This is a genomic window from Streptomyces sp. NPDC048392, assembly GCF_043200575.1.
In the GTDB taxonomy this organism is placed as follows: Bacteria; Actinomycetota; Actinomycetes; order Streptomycetales; family Streptomycetaceae; genus Streptomyces.
Window position 1 is genome coordinate 54,181 of record NZ_JBICYB010000025.1, and the last position, 17,005, is coordinate 71,185.

Annotated in this window: 11 protein-coding genes; 3 read left to right on the plus strand and 8 right to left on the minus strand. The window is 72.1% G+C overall.

What is annotated here, in order from left to right; translation table 11 throughout:
* Positions 1-6: 6 nt before the first annotated feature.
* Positions 7-1,383: an LCP family protein gene (locus ACGFYH_RS27225; protein WP_393805805.1), complete on the minus strand. Its 1,377-nt coding sequence runs from the start codon at positions 1,381-1,383 to the stop codon at positions 7-9.
* Positions 1,384-1,668: 285 nt separating this feature from the next.
* Between ACGFYH_RS27225 and ACGFYH_RS27230 the strand changes: the two genes are divergently transcribed.
* The gene (locus tag ACGFYH_RS27230; protein WP_393805806.1) at positions 1,669-2,724 is read left to right on the plus strand and encodes a glycosyltransferase family 2 protein; all 1,056 of its coding nucleotides are present in this window, start codon (positions 1,669-1,671) and stop codon (positions 2,722-2,724) included.
* A gap of 93 nt (positions 2,725-2,817) precedes the next feature.
* On the opposite strand, the gene ACGFYH_RS27235 is transcribed toward ACGFYH_RS27230, so the two are convergent.
* The 6 genes from ACGFYH_RS27235 to ACGFYH_RS27260 form a co-directional block, all read right to left on the minus strand.
* Positions 2,818-4,500, minus strand: coding sequence for an LCP family protein (locus ACGFYH_RS27235; RefSeq protein ID WP_393805807.1), 1,683 nt, complete (start codon positions 4,498-4,500; stop codon positions 2,818-2,820).
* Positions 4,501-4,576: 76 nt separating this feature from the next.
* Positions 4,577-6,331, minus strand: a complete 1,755-nt coding sequence (locus tag ACGFYH_RS27240; RefSeq protein WP_393805808.1) for an LCP family protein — start codon at positions 6,329-6,331, stop codon at positions 4,577-4,579.
* 206 nt (positions 6,332-6,537) lie between these two features.
* A complete protein-coding gene (locus tag ACGFYH_RS27245) occupies positions 6,538-8,241 on the minus strand; it encodes an LCP family protein (RefSeq protein WP_393805809.1) in 1,704 nt (567 codons plus the stop codon).
* 228 nt (positions 8,242-8,469) lie between these two features.
* Positions 8,470-10,176 carry an LCP family protein gene (locus ACGFYH_RS27250; protein ID WP_393805810.1) on the minus strand — a complete coding sequence of 569 codons (1,707 nt, stop codon included), beginning with the start codon at positions 10,174-10,176 and terminating at the stop codon, positions 8,470-8,472.
* A 263-nt stretch (positions 10,177-10,439) separates the two neighbouring features.
* Entirely contained in the window at positions 10,440-11,624 is a 1,185-nt protein-coding gene (locus ACGFYH_RS27255) for an LCP family protein (RefSeq protein ID WP_393805831.1), read from the minus strand.
* A 663-nt stretch (positions 11,625-12,287) separates the two neighbouring features.
* Positions 12,288-13,052 (minus strand): TIGR03089 family protein, encoded by a 765-nt coding sequence (locus tag ACGFYH_RS27260; protein WP_393805811.1) that lies wholly within the window; start codon positions 13,050-13,052, stop codon positions 12,288-12,290.
* A gap of 139 nt (positions 13,053-13,191) precedes the next feature.
* Here ACGFYH_RS27260 and ACGFYH_RS27265 point away from each other — a divergent pair, with 139 nt between their 5' ends.
* Positions 13,192-14,529, plus strand: coding sequence for a peptidoglycan recognition protein (locus tag ACGFYH_RS27265; RefSeq protein WP_393805812.1), 1,338 nt, complete (start codon positions 13,192-13,194; stop codon positions 14,527-14,529).
* A 114-nt stretch (positions 14,530-14,643) separates the two neighbouring features.
* Positions 14,644-15,726, plus strand: coding sequence for a sugar phosphate nucleotidyltransferase (locus ACGFYH_RS27270; protein ID WP_393805813.1), 1,083 nt, complete (start codon positions 14,644-14,646; stop codon positions 15,724-15,726).
* A 262-nt stretch (positions 15,727-15,988) separates the two neighbouring features.
* Here ACGFYH_RS27270 and ACGFYH_RS27275 read toward each other — a convergent pair whose 3' ends face one another.
* Positions 15,989-16,969, minus strand: coding sequence for a DNA-3-methyladenine glycosylase family protein (locus ACGFYH_RS27275; RefSeq protein ID WP_393805814.1), 981 nt, complete (start codon positions 16,967-16,969; stop codon positions 15,989-15,991).
* Positions 16,970-17,005 lie beyond the last annotated feature (36 nt).

Below are 17,005 nucleotides of genomic sequence, written 5' to 3' on the forward strand. Positions count from 1 at the left end.
CGCGCCTCACTCCTTGCCGCAGACCACCTCGTCGCCCCGCACCACGGTGCCCGACTCCTGCGGCGGATCCGCCGGACGCACCTTCACGGCCTTCTCGAAATCGGCGCCCGCGATCACCTTCAGCAGCGCCCCCTGCCCCTTCACCGGCTTCAGTTCACTGCCGGGCAGGGCGGCGGCCAGCGACTTCGCCGACTGGTCCCAGCGCGGGTCGTAGGCGACGACGGTGCGCGCGACGGCCCGGTCGGCGGCGTTCCTGGGTGCTCCGGTGGTGCGGAACCCGGTCGCGGCCAGCGCGTCGTCCACGCGCTTGCCGAGCCCGGCGGTGCGGGTGCCGTTCTCCACCTGGACCCGGATCTGCCGCGGGTCCACCGGGACCCGCACCGGCGCCGGGCCCTTCGGCTTCGGTCTCGGCGCGGCCAGCGGCTCGTCCTCGCGCAGGGCGGCGAAGATCCGCTCGGACTTCGCCGGGTCCCACTTCAGGGTCGATCCGACGCCCTCGACGGCGTAGCCCATCTGCCCGATCGGCACGGTGGTGAACTCGGACGAGGACGGCGAGAAGTTCCGCATCGCCCGCCCCAGCGTCAGCAGCTCGTCCGTGCCGAATCCCTGGTCGGCCCGGACCGAGCCCAGCACGGCCCGGGTGACGTCACGGAACTTCAGCGGGTTCAGCAGGATCCCCGAGGAGGTCGCCCGGTCGATCAGGGCGGCCAGGAAGCGCTGCTGGCGCTTCATCCGGCTCAGGTCGGAGGCGCCGTCGAGATGGCGGGACCGGACGTACTGGAGCGCCTGCCCGCCCATCAGCGTGTGGGTGCCCGGGGCGAGGTCGAGCCCGGTGTAGCCGTCCTTGAGCGGCTGGACGGTGCAGATTTTCACACCGCCGATGACGTCCACGGTCTTCATGAAGCTGGTGAAGTCGACCTCCAGATAGTGGTCGATCTTCACGTGGGTCATGTTCTCCACGGTGCGGATGGTCAGCTGCGGGCCGCCCTCGGCATAGGCCGCGTTCAGCTTGAGCGGGTGCCCCTTGTGGTGCTCGCCGGTGGTGCGGTCGGTGTGGCCGGGCGTCTCGGCGTACGAGTCGCGCGGCAGGCTGACCACGCTCGCGCGCTCCCGGTCCTCCGAGATGTGCACGATCATGATGGTGTCGGTGCAGTGGCAGGGGGCGCCGCCCAGCCTGTACTTGCGCCGCTCCTCCTCGCTGATCCTGTCCCGGCCGTCGGTGCCGACCATCAGCACGTTCATGCCGTCGCCCGCCCGCGGCCGGTTCTTCATGTCCTTGAAGGCGTCGACCCGCGAGATGTCCGAGTCCAGGCCGGACAGCACCGCGTGCCCGATCCCGGCCGAGGCGAGCACCACCACCGACAGCGCGGTCACCGCCCGCATGGCCCAGCGCGGCTTCCTCCGCCGCACGGGGGGCCGCGGCGGACGCCCGGACGACCGGGGGCCACCGCGCTGCTGCGGAGGTCCGCCCCGGGTGGTCGAGGCCGGGACCCGGGACGAGCGGGGCGGCGTGGGCAAGGGGACACCTCCGCGGGTACGGGCCCCTGGGCGTGGACCGTGAGGCCGGACGGGATTCGTGAGCACCGTAGGCCCATACGATCTGCTGCCCGGTGCCGCGACCCCCGCGGCGCGCACCCGTGTCCCCCGTTCGCGGTAACGTGAGCACCGATGAACGCCAAGTCCGACGTGCGGCCGCCCGCCGTTTCCGTGATCATGCCCGTCCTCAACGAGGAGCGGCACCTGCGCGGCGCCGTCCGCGCCATCCTCGCCCAGGAGTACGCCGGCGAGATGGAGGTCGTGATCGCCGTCGGTCCCTCCACGGACCGTACGGAAGAGATCGCCGCCGAACTCGTCCGGGAGGACCCCCGGGTCCACACCGTGCCGAACCCCACCGGCCGTACGCCCGCCGCGCTGAACGCCGCGATCAGGGCGTCCCGCCATCCCGTCGTCGTCCGCGTCGACGGCCACGGCATGCTGTCGCCGGACTACATCGCCACGGCCGTGCGGCTCCTGGAGGAGACCGGCGCGCAGAACGTGGGCGGCATCATGCACGCCGAGGGGGAGAACGCCTGGGAGGACGCCGTCGCCGCCGCGATGACGTCGAGGATCGGCGTGGGCAACGCCGCCTTCCACACGGGAGGCCGGGCGGCGCCCGCCGAGACCGTCTACCTCGGTGTGTTCCGCCGCGAGGCGCTGGAGCGGCAGGGCGGGTACAACGAGGAGTTCATCCGCGCCCAGGACTGGGAGCTGAACTTCCGCATCCGCGAGGCCGGCGGCCTGATCTGGTTCTCGCCCGAGCTGAGGGTGTCCTACCGCCCCCGGCCGTCCGCGCGGGCGCTGGCCAAGCAGTACAAGGACTACGGCCGCTGGCGGCACGTCGTCGCCCGCTACCACTCGGGCTCCATCAACCTGCGCTACCTCGCCCCGCCGACCGCCGTGTGCGCCATCGCTGCCGGTGTCGTGGTGGGCGCCGCGCTGACCCCGTGGGGCTTCGCCGTACCCGGCGTCTACCTCGCGGCGATCGTCGCCGGGTCACTCCCGGCGGGCAAGGGCCTCGGACTGAAGGCGCGGGCGCGGATCCCGGTGGCGCTGGCGACCATGCACATGTCCTGGGGCTGGGGCTTCCTGACCAGCCCCAAGTCGCTGGCCAGGAAGGTCATCGCCTCGCGGCGCCCGGCGGTCCAGCCCGACCAGGGAACCGCGGACGCCGCCGGGGCCCGCTGACCCGGCCCGGTCACGCCGGCCCGGCCCGGTCACGCCGGCCCGGCCCGGTCACGCCGGCCCGGCCCGGTCACGGGCTCGGGCGCCCGGCCGCGGTCAGGACCAGGTGAACGCCGGATTCACGTCCATGCAGGCGCTCGCGTCCGCGCCGTTGAGGGCCTCGGCGGACTGCGGGATCCCGTCGTCGCTTCCGGCCGCCTTGTACGCCGTACCCTCGCGCCAGTCGGCGCCCACGACGAGCGTGACGCCCGAGACGTCCGTCGACCGCCGCACCGAACCCGCCGGGATGCCCAGGGACTCGGCGACGCGTCGTGCGTCGCCCTCCAGGTCGGCGCTCGGGTAGCGGACGACCGTACGGTCCTCGCTCGGCAGCACCGAAGGGTCCGCGACGGCCTTCGCGAAGCCCCGCTCCACCAGGAGCCCGGCGACCGTGTTCGCGCGTCCGGGGGCGGTGCCGAGGCCGTCCCCGCGGGTGCCGTTGCGGACCTGGACCGCTATCTCGTCGTCGGCTGCCGCCGGGTCGTCCGGGGCCTTCGGCTCCGCGTCCTTCTTCTTCGCGTCCTTGCCGTCCAGCGCGATGTCCTCGCGCACCAGCCGGAACAGTTGGTCCGCGTCCTCGGTCGGCTCGACGCGGGCACCCACGTACCGGTTGGGCATCGTGGTCATGGTGATGCGCTCCGGCTTCACCCGGCGCAGCTCGCCGCTGAGGTCGTACAGCTTCTTCACGGTGTCCAGGCCCGGGTCGACGGTGAGCGCCGCGGTGGCCTCCTCGGCGAGCCTGCGCAGCTTGTTCGGGCTGCTCAGGGTCGCGTTCTCGCGCAGCGTCCGGACCATCGAGTTCAGGTACATGTGCTGGGCCTTCGCCCGCGCCAGGTCGCTGCCGTCCTCGAAGCCGTACCGGGTGCGCAGCCACTGCAAAGCCTGCTCGCCCTTGACCGGGTGCGTGCCCTTCGCCAGCTTCAGGCCGGAGCCGTGGCCCTGGCTGTCGCGCGAGTGGATGTTGGCGTCCACACAGACCGGGACGCCGCCGACGGCGTCCGCCATGGACACCACGCCCGCGAAGTCGACCATGACGAAGTGGTCGATGTGGATGCCGGTCAGCTCCTGCCAGGTGGCCACCGTGCAGCCGGGGCCGCCGCGTCCGAGGCTCTGGTTCGTCATCACCCGGCCCGCACTGGCCGGATAGACCTCGCCGTCCCCCGGATCGGTGCACCTGGGTATCTCGACCAGGGTGTCGCGCGGCATGCTGACCACCGACATGTTGCTGCGGTCGGCGGACAGGTGCACCAGCATCTGCACGTCCGCCAGTGGCGTGGAGCCGAACGTCTCCCGGGCGCCGCCGAGTTGCTGGTTCTCCTCGCTGTCCCGGGCGTCCGAGCCGATGACCAGGATGTTCAGCGGGGTCTGCCCGGCCGCGTTCGGCGTCGGCGCGGCGACCTTGCTGTCGCCCAGGTTGAGGGCGTCCTTCCTTATGTTGTCGTTGAGGTGCTCGTAGTAGAGGTAACCGGCGCCGGCCGTGCCGGCCAGGACCACGGCGAGCACCACCGCGGTCCAGCGCACGAGGCCGTTGCGCCCGCGCGGACGGCGTCCGTCGGTCCTGCCGCTGCCGCTGCCGCTGCCGTTGTCGTTGTCGTTGTCGTCGCTCTCGCCCTCGTCGGCGCCGCCGTCCTCGGTGCGGTCGACCCCGTTGTCGCCGTCCTCCCGGACGGCCTTCTCACGCTCGGAGGCGTCCGCCGCGCCCTCCCGCGTGTCCTCCCCCTGCACACCGCTCCGCGTCACTTCCGCGTCCCTCCCGGCCCCCGCGCCACCCGCGGGCCCGTCGCCGCCCTGTGAGACGTACGACAGGCCCCTCAGGTCAACTGGCGCACTGCTTCTGGTCGGCCGTGGACTTGTCCAGGTCCGGCGTCTCGATGGACTTGGCGTCGAGTTTGACTCCGGCGCCCTTGAAGTCCTTGCCGAGGGTGAGGGTCATGGTGGGCAGGCCCTGGGAGTTGGTGACGCTCTCGCCGGGTTTCATGGCGGCGCCGGACAGGCCGAGGATCGCGGCGAGTGCGCGGGCCTGGTCGGCCTGGTCGGGGGCGTACTCCAGGGTGGTCCTCGCGGTCTGCGCCGGGGCGTTGCCGGCGTTCTCGGACTTGGCGACCCCGGCCTCCGTCTGGAGGTAGGCCAGCTCCTGCTGGGCGCTGCCGGCGGGGGCACCGCCGTTCATGACGCGCACCCGGATCTCGCCCGGCTCGGACTTCTCGCCCTCGAGACGGGCGGCGACGGCGGCCGCCTCCTTCTTCTGCTTCTGCTTGACCTCGGTGAAGGAGATGTCTTCCCTGATCATGTCGAAGACCCGGGGCGCCTTCGCCTCGTTCACGACCACCGTCGCCTTGACCTTCTCGGCGGGGTTGTCGATCACCGGCACCGTCGTGAACGTGATGTTCTTCGGCGGTACCTTCTTCAGCTCCAGGGCCATGTCCTTCAGCGTGCCCACCTTGCCGATCGCGCTGTCCACGGTGAGGGCCTTGGTCGCGGCCTCGGCCAGCTTCACCAGCTTGGTGGGACTGGTGAGGGTGTCGCCGGAGGACATCTTCCGCATGAGCGAGCCAAGGAACTGCTGCTGCACCTTGATGCGGTCCAGGTCGCCCTCGTTGCCGAAGGCGTGCCGGGTGCGGACGAAGGCGAGGGCCTGCTCCCCCTCGACCCTGGACTCGCCCGCGGGCAGCTTGAGATGGGACTTCGGGTCGTCCACGGCGTGCTCCACGCACACGTCGACGCCGTCGACCGCGGTGGTCAGCGTCTTGACCGCGTTGAAGTCCGCCATCATGAAGTGGTCGGGCTTGATGCCGGTCGTCTCCTTCACCGTGCGCATCGTGCAGCCCGCGTCCCGGCCCAGGTCGCCGAGGCTCTGGTTGAAGCGGACACCCGCGGAGCCCGGGATGACCTTCTTCGTCCCGTCCTCCTGCGTGGTCTCGCACTCGGGGATGTCCACGATCAGATCGCGGGGGATGCTGAGCGCGGTGGCGTTGGAGCGGTCCCTGGACACGTGCAGCAGGATGTTCGTGTCCGCGTGCCCGACGCTGCCTTTGTCGCCGTAGCCCTCGTTGCCCTCACCGGTGCGCTTGTCGGTGCCGATGATGAGGATGTTGAAGGCCTCGTCCTTCTTGAAGCTGCTGCTTCCGGCGGTGCCGACGTCCGTCGTGGAGACGTTGCCCTCGAGGTGCTTGAGGTAGACGTAGCCACCCACACCCGCCACGAGGACGACGAAGGCCATGCTGCCGCCGGTCCACAGCAGGGCCTTCCTGCCCTTGGACTTCTTCTTCTCCGGGCGCCGTCCGCGCCGGCCGGGTACCGGCTCCTCGGGCGCCGGCCGGCGCCGTCGCTGGGGCGGCACCTCGCGGCCGGGAGCGGCCGTACGACGACGCGCCGTGCGGGCGGTGCCGTCGGTGCCGTCGGCGTCGCCCGAGGTCCGGGACGAGTCGGGCGCGGCCCTGCGGGGTCCGGGGACGGGTGACTGCGGTGCGGAAGGGGACAGTCGCAGTTCGTATTCACCGGTACGCGGATTCAGCACCCACTGGTCTGCGGGATCGACGTCGTCTGCCCGCCCACGTCCTTGCGCGTCCACGGTCTCCCAATCCTCCGTCGGGGGCCACGCGGCACCTTCTCCTGAAGGCGCACGGTAAAGGGTCAACAAGTGCACGACACGAGGGCGGACCTCGCGGCAGGGGGCACTGGAGCGCTCACACTATCCGTCCAGTTCGACATCGAACGACACTGGTGTCACATTCGACACCCCTACAACGGGGCAATCCGTCCTATTTTCGTGAACTCCTACCATCGATAGGGCTTGTAGACGTCCATGCACTTGCCGGTGTCCGAGCCATTGATGGCGTCGCTGTCCTTCGGCAGGTCTCCGGCCTCGGGCGTCTTCTGCTTCGGATAGGACGTGCCCGAGCGCCAGTCAGCTCCGACGACGAGCGTGACCCCGGACACGTCCGTGGACTCGCGCACCGCGTTCGCCGGGATTCCCATCGCCTCGGCGACGCGCCGGGCGTCGCCCGCCAGCTCGGCGCTCGGGTAGCGGATCACGGTCCGTTCCTCGGAGAGGGCCGCCGAGGTGTCCTTCGTCGCCCTGGCGAAGCCCTTCTCCACCAGCGTCGAAGCGACGGCGCCGGCGCGGCCGGTGACCGGACCGAGCGTGGCGGAGCGGGTGGCGTTCTGGACGAGGACGCCGATCTCGGAGTCGGCGGCGGGCTCGTCGGAGGACGTGCCGGTGGCACCCTCTCCGCCGGCGGCCTCGCCGTCGCCCGCGCCGGAGCCCTGCCGGCCCTTGCCGCTCTTGGCGCCCTTGTCGTCGAAGGAGACGTCGTCGCGGAGCATCGCCCACATCGTGTCGGCGCCGGCGGCCGGCAGCAGGTGGTTCTCGTCCTCGGGATCCTCGAACGTGGGAATCGTCGTCATGGTGATGCGGTCGGTGGGCACCGTCTTGAGCTGCGTGCCCAGGTCGAACAGCTTCTTGACGGTGCCGATCTCCTCGGAGACCGTCAGGGACTTCGTGGCGGCCTCGGCCAGGTTCATCAGCCGGCCGGTGTCCGTGAAGACGTTCTGATCCTTCAGCGTCCGGAGCATCGAGTTCATGTACATGTGCTGGGCCCGGGCCCGCAGCGGGTCGCTGCCCCAGGCGTGCCGGGTACGCAGCCACTGGAGCGCTTGCTCGCCCTGCACCTTGTGCGTGCCGGCCTTCATTTTCAGGCCCGAGCCGCCGGGTACGCCGGGCAGCGGGCGGTCCCACACGTTCTGGTTCACGCAGACCTCGACCCCGCCGACAGCGTCCGCCATCGAGACCACGCCCGCGAAGTCGATCGTCATCCAGTGGTCGATGTAGACCCCGGTGAGGTTCTCCCAGGTGGCCAGGGTGCAACCGGCGCCGCCGCGGGCCAGCGACCCGTTGATGATGGCGTTGGTCGCCGGGAACCTCTCCCCGGTGGCGGGGTCCTCGCACGCGGGGATGTCGACCCGGGTGTCACGCGGGATGCTCACCACCGCGGCGCTCTTGCGGTCCGCGGCCAGGTGGATCAGCATCTGCACATCGGCCAGCGGCGGGTTGTCGCGGTGGTCCTTGCCGCCGCCCAGCGCCACGTTGGCGTCGGAGGCACGGCTGTCGGAGCCGAGCAGCAGGATGTTCAGGGGCGTCTGTCCGGCCGCGTTCGGCTCGGTCCTGTGCGCCTTGGAGTCGCCGCTGCTGCGCCGGCCCTTCTCGATGTTGCCGTTCAGGTGCCGGTAGTAGAGGTATCCGGCGCCGGCCGTGCCGAGTATCAGCACCGCGAGGGTCGTCGCGGACCACCGGAGCGCTCGATGCCGCCGTCCGGCGCGTCGCCGCCCGGACCGCCTGCCGTTGCCGCCCTTCTGGCCCGAGCGCCCGGCCGCGCCCGTGCCGCCCCCGTCACGGCCGCCGCCCCGGCCCGCACTCCTGCCCCGGGCGTGCCGGACCGCGTCCGGTCGCGTTCCCTCCCCGCGCACACTGCTCTGCGTCATGTCCTTCTCCCACCCTTGGGCCCGCGAACGCGTCCCTGCCGCGACCTGTTCGCACAGTTGGACGTACGGGACCCCTCGTTGGCTGTACGGCGGCCCCGACGGATTGTCCGCGCCCCGCAGGGCCACAACCGTCCCGGCCGCCCCCCGGGTGCGCCGGGGCGACGTTTCGCCGGTGGACCGTTCACCGATGGACCGTCGTACTGTCAGACGCGCGCGGGGCCCGTCAGGTCACTTCGCGCACTCGACCTTGTCCGCCGTGGTCTCCTGGGTGTCCGCGGGTGCCTTCCCGGAGGTGGCGTCGAGTCTGACTCCGGCGCCCTTGAAGTCCTTGCCGAGGGTGAGGGTCATGGTGGGCAGGCCCTGGGAGTTGGTGACGCTCTCGCCGGGTTTCATGGCGGCGCCGGACAGGCCGAGGATCGCGGCGAGTGCGCGGGCCTGGTCGGCCTGGTCGGGGGCGTACTCCAGGGTGGTCCTCGCGGTCTGCGCCGGGGCGTTGCCGGCGTTCTCGGACTTGGCGACCCCGGCCTCCGTCTGGAGGTAGGCCAGCTCCTGCTGGGCGCTGCCGGCGGGGGCACCGCCGTTCATGACGCGCACCCGGATCTCGCCCGGCTCGGACTTCTCGCCCTCGAGACGGGCGGCGACGGCGGCCGCCTCCTTCTTCTGCTTCTCCTTCTCCTTCTGCTTGACCTCGGTGAAGGAGACGTCGTTCCCGACCATGTCGAAGACCTGCTGGGCGGGGCCCTCCTTGAGGACGACGGTCACCGGAGTCTCCTCGGCGGGGTTGTCCTTCACCGGCACGGTGGCGAAGGTCAGGTTCTTGGTGTTGAGCTTGCCCAGCTCCAGCCCGAGGTCCTTCAGCTTGCCGATGCTGTCCAGCTTGGCGTCGACGGTCAGCGCCCTGGTGCCGGCCTCGGCCAGCTTCACCATCTTCGACGGGCTGGTGAGCGTGTCGTTGGACTTCAGCTTGCGCATCAGCGAACTGAGGAACTGCTGCTGGAGCTCGATGCGGCTCAGGTCGCCGCCGAAGCCGACGGAGTGCCGGGTGCGGACGAAGGCGAGGGCGTCCTCGCCCTCGACCGTGTGCTTGCCCGCCGGCAGGTCCAGGTGCGAGTCGGGGTCGTTGATGTCCTTCGCCAGGCAGACCTCCACCCCGCCGACCGCCGAGGTCAGCGTCTTGACCGCGTTGAAGTCGGCCACCATGAAGTTGTCGGGCGTCACCCCGGTCAGCTCGGTGACGGTCCGCATGGTGCAGCTGGGCGTACGGCCGCTCTGGCCGAGGCTGGTGTTGAACCGGACGGTCGTGGAGCCCGGGATGACCTCGGTGGTCCCGTCCTCCCGCGTGGTCGGGCAGTCGGGGACGTCGACGATCAGGTCGCGGGGAATGCTGAGGGCGGTGGCGTTGGAGCGGTCCTTGGAGACGTGCAGCAGGATCGTGGTGTCGGCGTGGCCGGCGCTGCCCTTGTCGCCGTAGCCGCCGTTGCCGTCGCCGGTGCGTTTGTCGGTGCCGATCAGCAGGATGTTGATCGCCTTGTCCTTCTGGAATCCACCGGTGCTCGCGCCGTCGTCGGGGAGGGACTCGATGTTGTCGTTGAGGTGCTGCAGGTAGAGGTATCCGGCCGTGCCGGCGGCGAGAATGACGAAAGCCATCGTGCCGCCGGTCCACAGCAGGATCCTCTTGCCCTTCGGCTTCCTCTTCGCAGGCCGTCGGCGATCGCGCCGTTCCGGCGGCGGTTCCCCGGGCGTCGCACGGCGCCTGCGCGGCGCGGGGACCTCACGCTCGGGTGCCGGGGCGGGCGTGGCGCGGCGCTGACCGGGTACTGGTGGCTGCGGTACGGAAGGGGACAGTCGCAGTTCGTAGTCGCCGGTGTCCGGATTGAGTACCCACTGGTCTGCGGGATCGATGTCCTCCGCCTGCCCACGGCCTTGCGCGTCCACGGTCGTCCGAATCCTCCGTCGGGGCCACGCGGCGCCCTCCCCTCGAGGCGCCCGGTCTCGCTCATTCAGTGCTCGGCGCCGGAACGCGACTCCGCGGCCGGGCGCACCGGAGCGCTCACCCTAATGGCCCGCCTGGGGACGGGGCGAGGCTCGTGACGCATTCCACGAACCTTACAAGTGGGCAATCCATCGCATTTATCGGACAATTGTGCACGCGTTTTCCGGCCGCCTTGCGTGCGGGTTGCCCCTTCTTGGAATGCGCTTTACTCGCAGACATCCTCGCCGGCGGTGTTCCCGCTGAAGGTCGGTGCCGGGGAAGCGGCGTCACCGGGCTCCCCGGAACGCGTGGTACCACCTGCCGGGTCCCGCTCGGACGTCGCGATCGTCACGGGTTCGTCCGTCCGCAGACGGGTGAACAGCTTCTCGGCGTCGGGCTCCACGAGCTGGTCCCGGTTGGCGTCGCCCGCGTACGACTCCCGGGGGACGGTCAGGAATTGCACGCGTTCGGCGGGAATCCCCCGCAGGCCGCGCGCAAGATCGTACAAACCGCGCAGATTCGCCAGACTCGGGTCCGTCGTGAGCGACGACGTGGCCGCGTCCAGAACGGGATACAGCTTCACCGGATTCAGCAGCACGCCATTGCTCTGCACCTTTTTCACCAGCGCTCCCAGAAAACGCTGCTGCCGGTCCATCCGGTCGGTGTCGCTGCCGTCACCGAGCGACTTGCGGGCGCGGACGTATCCGAGCGCCTGCTCGCCGTCGAGCGTCACCCGGCCCGCGGGCAGCTTCAGCTTGGCGTCCTTGTCGTCCACCGGTTCGCGCAGGCACACCTCGACGCCGTCGAGCGCGTCGACCATCTCCTTGAAGCCCTGGAAGTCGACGACCACGTGGTGGTCGATCCGAATGCCGGTCAGTTTCTCCACCGTGCGGATCGAGCACGCCGAACCACCTGCCGCGAAGGCGTAGTTGAACTGCGCGAACACGGGCTCGGTGCGGGACCCGTCCGGGCGGTGGCAGCCGGGCACGTCCACCATCAGGTCGCGGGGGAGGGAGACGGCGGTGGCGCTGTCCCGGCCCGCGGCCAGGTGCAGCAGGATCGTGGTGTCCGACCGCTCGGTCCCGGAGTCGCGCCCGTAGCGCGCGTTGCCGTCTCCGGAGCGCGAGTCCGACCCGATCAGCAGGACGTTCTGGGCGCCGCGCACCAGGGCGGTGGGCCGCTCCTTCTCGTACCGGGCGAGTTCGGCCGCCGCCGCCTCGTCCGCCGTGATGTTGCCGTTCAGCTTGACGTACACCGCCCACCCGACACCCACGGCACCTCCGGCCAGCACGGTGACCACGATCCCGGCCAGCCCCAGCCGCCGCCTGCGGCGCCGCCGCCGCAACCCGTCCCCGGTCGCCGACGCCCCGTGCCCCGCGCCGCCCCCACCGGACCGCCGTGCCCGCGTCATCGCCCACGCCTGCCTCCGTCCCACACCCGCACGCTCCTACGACCATGCCCCGAGCGAGCACCGGAGGTGGAACGGGCCTGGCCCGAACGGGGGACGACCGCGGCCGCGGGGGCGGTGGGGGCGACCGCGGTTGCGGGGCGGACAGGGCCGACGGCCCTTACCTGGCCCAGCCTGCGGGCACGGGCGCGCCCCTCAGCCCGCGACATGTGCCCGCGCACCTTCCAGCCTGCGGGTCGTGGGCTTGCGGGCATGGGCCGTGCGCCCGTGCACGCCCCAGCCTGCGGGCATGCGCTCGCGCCCCACCCCAGCCTGCGGGTATTCGTGCCGCCCAGGGCGGCGCGGGTGGGCGCAGGCGGCACCCCGTCAGCGCCGGGCCGGGTGTCTCCGTCGCCGCGGTCTCGTGCGTGGGGTGTGGCGTCGGCGCAGGGTCACTGACCCGCACTATGCCGCCTCGTACCCGGGGTGCCGGATCGGTGCCGGGCCGGGTGTCTCCGTCGCCGCGGTCCCGTGCGTGGGGTGTGGCGTCAGCGCAGGGTCACCGATCCGGACCCCGCCGACACCTCCACGGCGCCGCCTCGCACGCCGGGCGCGGGATCGGTGCCGGGCCACGCGCCCATCCCGCCCCTCACCTCAGCCCCGGCACACCAACATCCCGCAGCCACTTCACCGTGCCGTGGCCGAAACCCGTTCCGCCTCGATCCGCTGGTCCACCACGTCCGTCGCCGCCAGCTCCAGGTTCCGGCACAGCACCACCGACCCCCCACTCGCGAGCGGCCCGTACAACCCCGCGCTCAACCCCTCCCACGTGTCGTACGGCAGCCCCGACAGAATCCGCGCCCCCGGGCCCGTGAGCCCCAACCCCGACGCCTCCGCCCGAGCCCGCTCCACGACCTCCGCCCCGCTGAACTCCCGACCGGCCACGATCAGCGCCGGCTCCTCCGGGTCCACCGGCACGTACGGCGCGAACCTGTCCCCCTGCCCCGGTACCTCCACCGCGTAATCGGCGAAGCCCTCCGGCGGACGGGGCGCGAACCGCCCCCCGAGCGGCCGCAGCGCCAGTGCGATCCGCGCGCCCGAACACGCCCGCGCCGCCTCCAGCGACTCCGGTTCCGGCCCGCTCACGACCACGTCCGCCGACGCCGGATCACCCGCCACGTCGGCGACGACGCCGACCGACGCGCACGCCAGCAGCCACACCGCCGTCTGCCAGTGCGCGGGCAGCAGCAGCGCGATCCGGTCGCCGGGTTCGACGGACAGGTCGTCCTGGAGCAGGTTCGCGGTCTTGGCCACCCAATTGGCGAAGGTGGCCACGGACAGTTCGACGCGTTCGCCGGTGGCGTCGTCGTAGAAGGTCACCAGGGGGCGTCCCGGGTCCGCGGCGAGCGCGGAACTCAGCAGGTCGGCAGGGGTGCGGTCGGTCGCGTTCACCCGCCAAAGCGTACGCGGGCCCCGCCGTGCGCACCGAGCCGACGGCATACCGTGCCGCCACCGGATCGGACCAAAGCATCCTACGACCCGTCAGATCCCCAATGGACATGTTTGTATGACTGTGTCCAGACTCAGGGGCATGCGTGGATTCCTTGCTTCCTCGATCGGTGTCACGTGCGCGGCGGCCCTGGCTCTCCCGCTCGCCCCGCCCGCGGCGGCCGCCACCTTCCCGGCCCCGCCCTCGACCGCCGCGACGGCGCGCACCACGGCGTACGTCCCCGGCGGCACCCAGTCGCTGCCCCTCGCCCCCCTCGCCCGCGACCGGGCACCCGGCGCGGCCGAACAAGGCCTGCCCCGCCGGGACGTACGGCACTTCTCGCTCGTCGGCGTCATCTGGGACGACCCCGCCACCGCACTCCACGGCCGCGTCGAGGTCCGTACCCGCGCCACCGCCACCGGCACCTGGTCCGGCTGGCAGGAGCTGGAGACCCACAACGCCGACCACGCCGCCGACCCCGGCACCCCCGAGAGCACCTCGGGCCGCGTCCGCGGCGCCACCGCCCCCCTGTGGGTGGGCGAGTCCGACGGCGTGGAGGTACGGGTACGGGCGGAGAGCGCCCCCGGGACCGACCGCACCGTTCCGGCCGCCCCGCGGCTCCCCACCGGACTGCGCCTCGAACTCGTCGACCCCGGCGAGGGCGCCCCGCCCGGGGCCGCCCCGGGCCCGGGGGAGGGCCCTCGCACCACCGGAACGACCGCCGGGGCCGCCGACTCGGCCGGGCCCACCGAGATCCCGGCCCTGAGCCGCGCGCAGACCGAGGCCGAACTCCTGGCGCTTCCCGCGCTCCCCGCGCAGCAGCAGGCCAAGCCGCACGTGGGCCCCCGCCCGGGCATCACCACGCGCCGCGGCTGGGGCGCCGACGAGAAGCTGCGCGAGAAGGAGTTCGTCTACACCAGGAAGGTCAAGGCGGCCTTCGTGCACCACTCGGACACCGGCAACAACTACCGCTGCTCACAAGCGCCTTCGGTCGTTCGCGCCATCTACCGCTACCACGTCGGCAGCATGGGCTGGCGCGACCTCGGCTACAACTTCCTCGTCGACAAGTGCGGCAGTATCTACGAGGGCCGGGCCGGGGGCGTGTCCAAGCCGGTACTGGGTGCCCACACCCTGGGGTTCAACTCCAACAGCATGGGAATCGCCGTTCTCGGCACCTACAGCTCGAAGAAGCCGTCGCCGGCCGCGCTGAAGGCGATCGCCCGGCTCACCGCGTGGAAGGTCGGGCTCTACGGCATGAACCCGCGCGGGAGGACATACCTGAAGTCGGGGGGTGGCAACCTCTACCGGAAGGGCAGGAAGGTACGACTGAGCGTCATCTCCGGTCATCGCGACGGCGTCGCCACGAACTGCCCCGGCGAGAAGCTCTACGGCAAGCTCGGCTCGGCCCGTGCGAAGGCGGCGAAGTACCAGGGCCGCTGAGGACCGAACACCGCACGGTCCTCGAAGGCGCCACCGAACGGCCGTGGCACGGCTGCATACACTGGCCCGCCGAAAGACAGTTCGGCCGGTCCCGGCAGGAAGCAGAGACGACAGGTGACAGAAGCGATCCTCCTGGTCGGCGGCAAGGGCACCCGGCTGCGCCCGCTCACGGTGAACACGCCCAAGCCCATGGTCCGGGCGGCCGGAGTGCCGTTCCTCACGCATCAGCTGGCGCGGGCGAAGGCGGCCGGGGTCGAGCACATCGTGCTCGCGACGAGCTATCTGGCCGAGGTCTTCGAGCCGTACTTCGGCGACGGCTCGTCGCTCGGCCTGCACCTCGAGTACGTCACGGAGGAGGAGCCGCTCGGCACGGGCGGCGCGATCCGCAACGTGTCGTCCCGGCTGCACTCGGGGTCCGACGAGCCGGTCCTGATCTTCAACGGCGACATCCTGACGGGCCTGGACATCGGTGCGCTGGTCCGCACCCACGAGACGACGGGCGCGGACGTCTCCCTGCACCTGACGAAGGTCACGGACCCCCGGGCGTACGGCCTGGTCCCCACGGACGGCACGGGCAGGGTGCTCGCCTTCCTGGAGAAGCCCCAGACGCCGGAGGAGATCGTCACCGACCAGATCAACGCGGGAGCGTACGTCTTCCGCCGCTCGGTCATCGACACGATCCCCGCGGGGCGCCCCGTCTCGGTCGAACGCGAGACCTTCCCCGAACTCCTCGCCACCGGTGCGCACCTGCAGGGCATGGTCGACTCCACGTACTGGCTGGACCTGGGCACCCCGGCGGCCTTCGTACGCGGCTCGGCGGACCTGGTCCTGGGCCGCGCCCCGTCCCCGGCGATACCGGGCCGCTGCGGCGACCGCCTCGTCCTGCCCACGGCGCGGGTCGCGCCCGACGCCAAGCTGGCCGGTGGCACGGTGGTCGGCGAGGGCGCCTTCGTGGCGGAGGGCGCCCGCGTCTTCGGCAGCGCGATCCTCCCGGGGGCGGTCATCGAGCCGGGTGCCGTCATCACCGACTCCCTCATCGGCGCACGCGCCCGCGTCGGCACCCGCTCGGTCCTCGCCGACACGGTCATCGGCGACGGCGCTGTCATCGGCGCCGACAACGAACTCCGCTCCGGCGCCCGCATCTGGTGCGACGCCCGCATCCCCCCGGCGGCGCTGCGCTTCTCGTCCGACGCGTAAGCCCGCGGACGGCCCCCGGCCGGGGCAACGGCCGACCCCCCTGACTGCGGACAGTCGCCTGCCGCCCCAGCCGCGGGGCATCGCCCCCGTACTTGAACGGGCATGGGATGCGTTTCCGGAGCGGCACGGATGGGCGCGGCGGCCCTCGGCGCACCGGGCTGCGCGCCTGCCTCTGCCTGTGCTTCCATGCGGGGTGCCGGGGGGAGGAGCCTGCCCCCCGCCTCCGCTCCCACGCCGGGTGCCGAGGGAACGCCGGACCGGTCTACAGCCGCTCAATCCCCCGCGGAGCCATCCGCGGCGCCCGCCGCCCCGGCACCCGCCCACTCAGCAGCACCAACCGGGCCGCCCGATGCCGCTGCCCCGCATACGGCTCGAGCAGCCGCAGCATGACGGAGTCGTCCGCGTACCGGTCCCCGCCCAGCGCGAACCCCACGATCCCCGGCAGATGCAGATCCCCCACCGTCACCGCGTCCGGCGCCCCATGACTGCGCTGCACGGTCTCCGCGGACGTCCACGGCCCGATCCCGGACACGAGCTCCAGCCGCTCCTGCGCAGCCGCCGGCTCCATCGCCGCCGCCTCCTCCAGCCGCGCGGCGACCCGAACGGCCCGCAGGACGGTCGACGCCCGCTTGTCGTCCACCCCGGCCAGATGCCACTCCCAGGACGGGATCAGCGCCCACGTCCGCGCCGCCGGCATCACGTACATCCGCACGGGCGCGGGCCCCGGCGCCGGCTCCCCGAACTTCCGTACGAGCAGCCGCCAAGCCTGGTACGCCTCCAGCGTGGTGACCTTCTGCTCCAGGATCGACGGGATCAAGGACTCCAGCACCAGCCCGGTCCGCGACAGCCGCAGCCCCGGCCGCCGGTGCCGCGTCAGCGCCAGCAGCCGGTGCCACGGCACGAACGCGGAGGGGTCGTCGTCGGCGCCCAGCATCCGTGGCAGCTGCTCCAGCAGCCACTGAGCCCCCGGCCCCCAGGCCTCGCCCCGCACCTCGGTGCCGCGCGCGGTGACCCGCAGCGTGCCCGGTCCGGCGGGCGTCAGACTGGCCCGCCACACCGACCCGTCCGGCATCGTCCGGAACGTCGGATCGCCCGGCCCGCGCCGCAGCGGACCGAGCACCAGACCCAGGTCCAGCGGCCCGTCCGGCGCCCACACCCGTACGCGGCCCGGCACGGGCGCCTGCCGGGGTATCCCGCCGCGCACCGTGGTACGCGGGGGCCGGGGAGCGAAACGTCCTGCCACGAGTGAGGTCCTTGGGGAGGGAGGGGAGAACAAGCC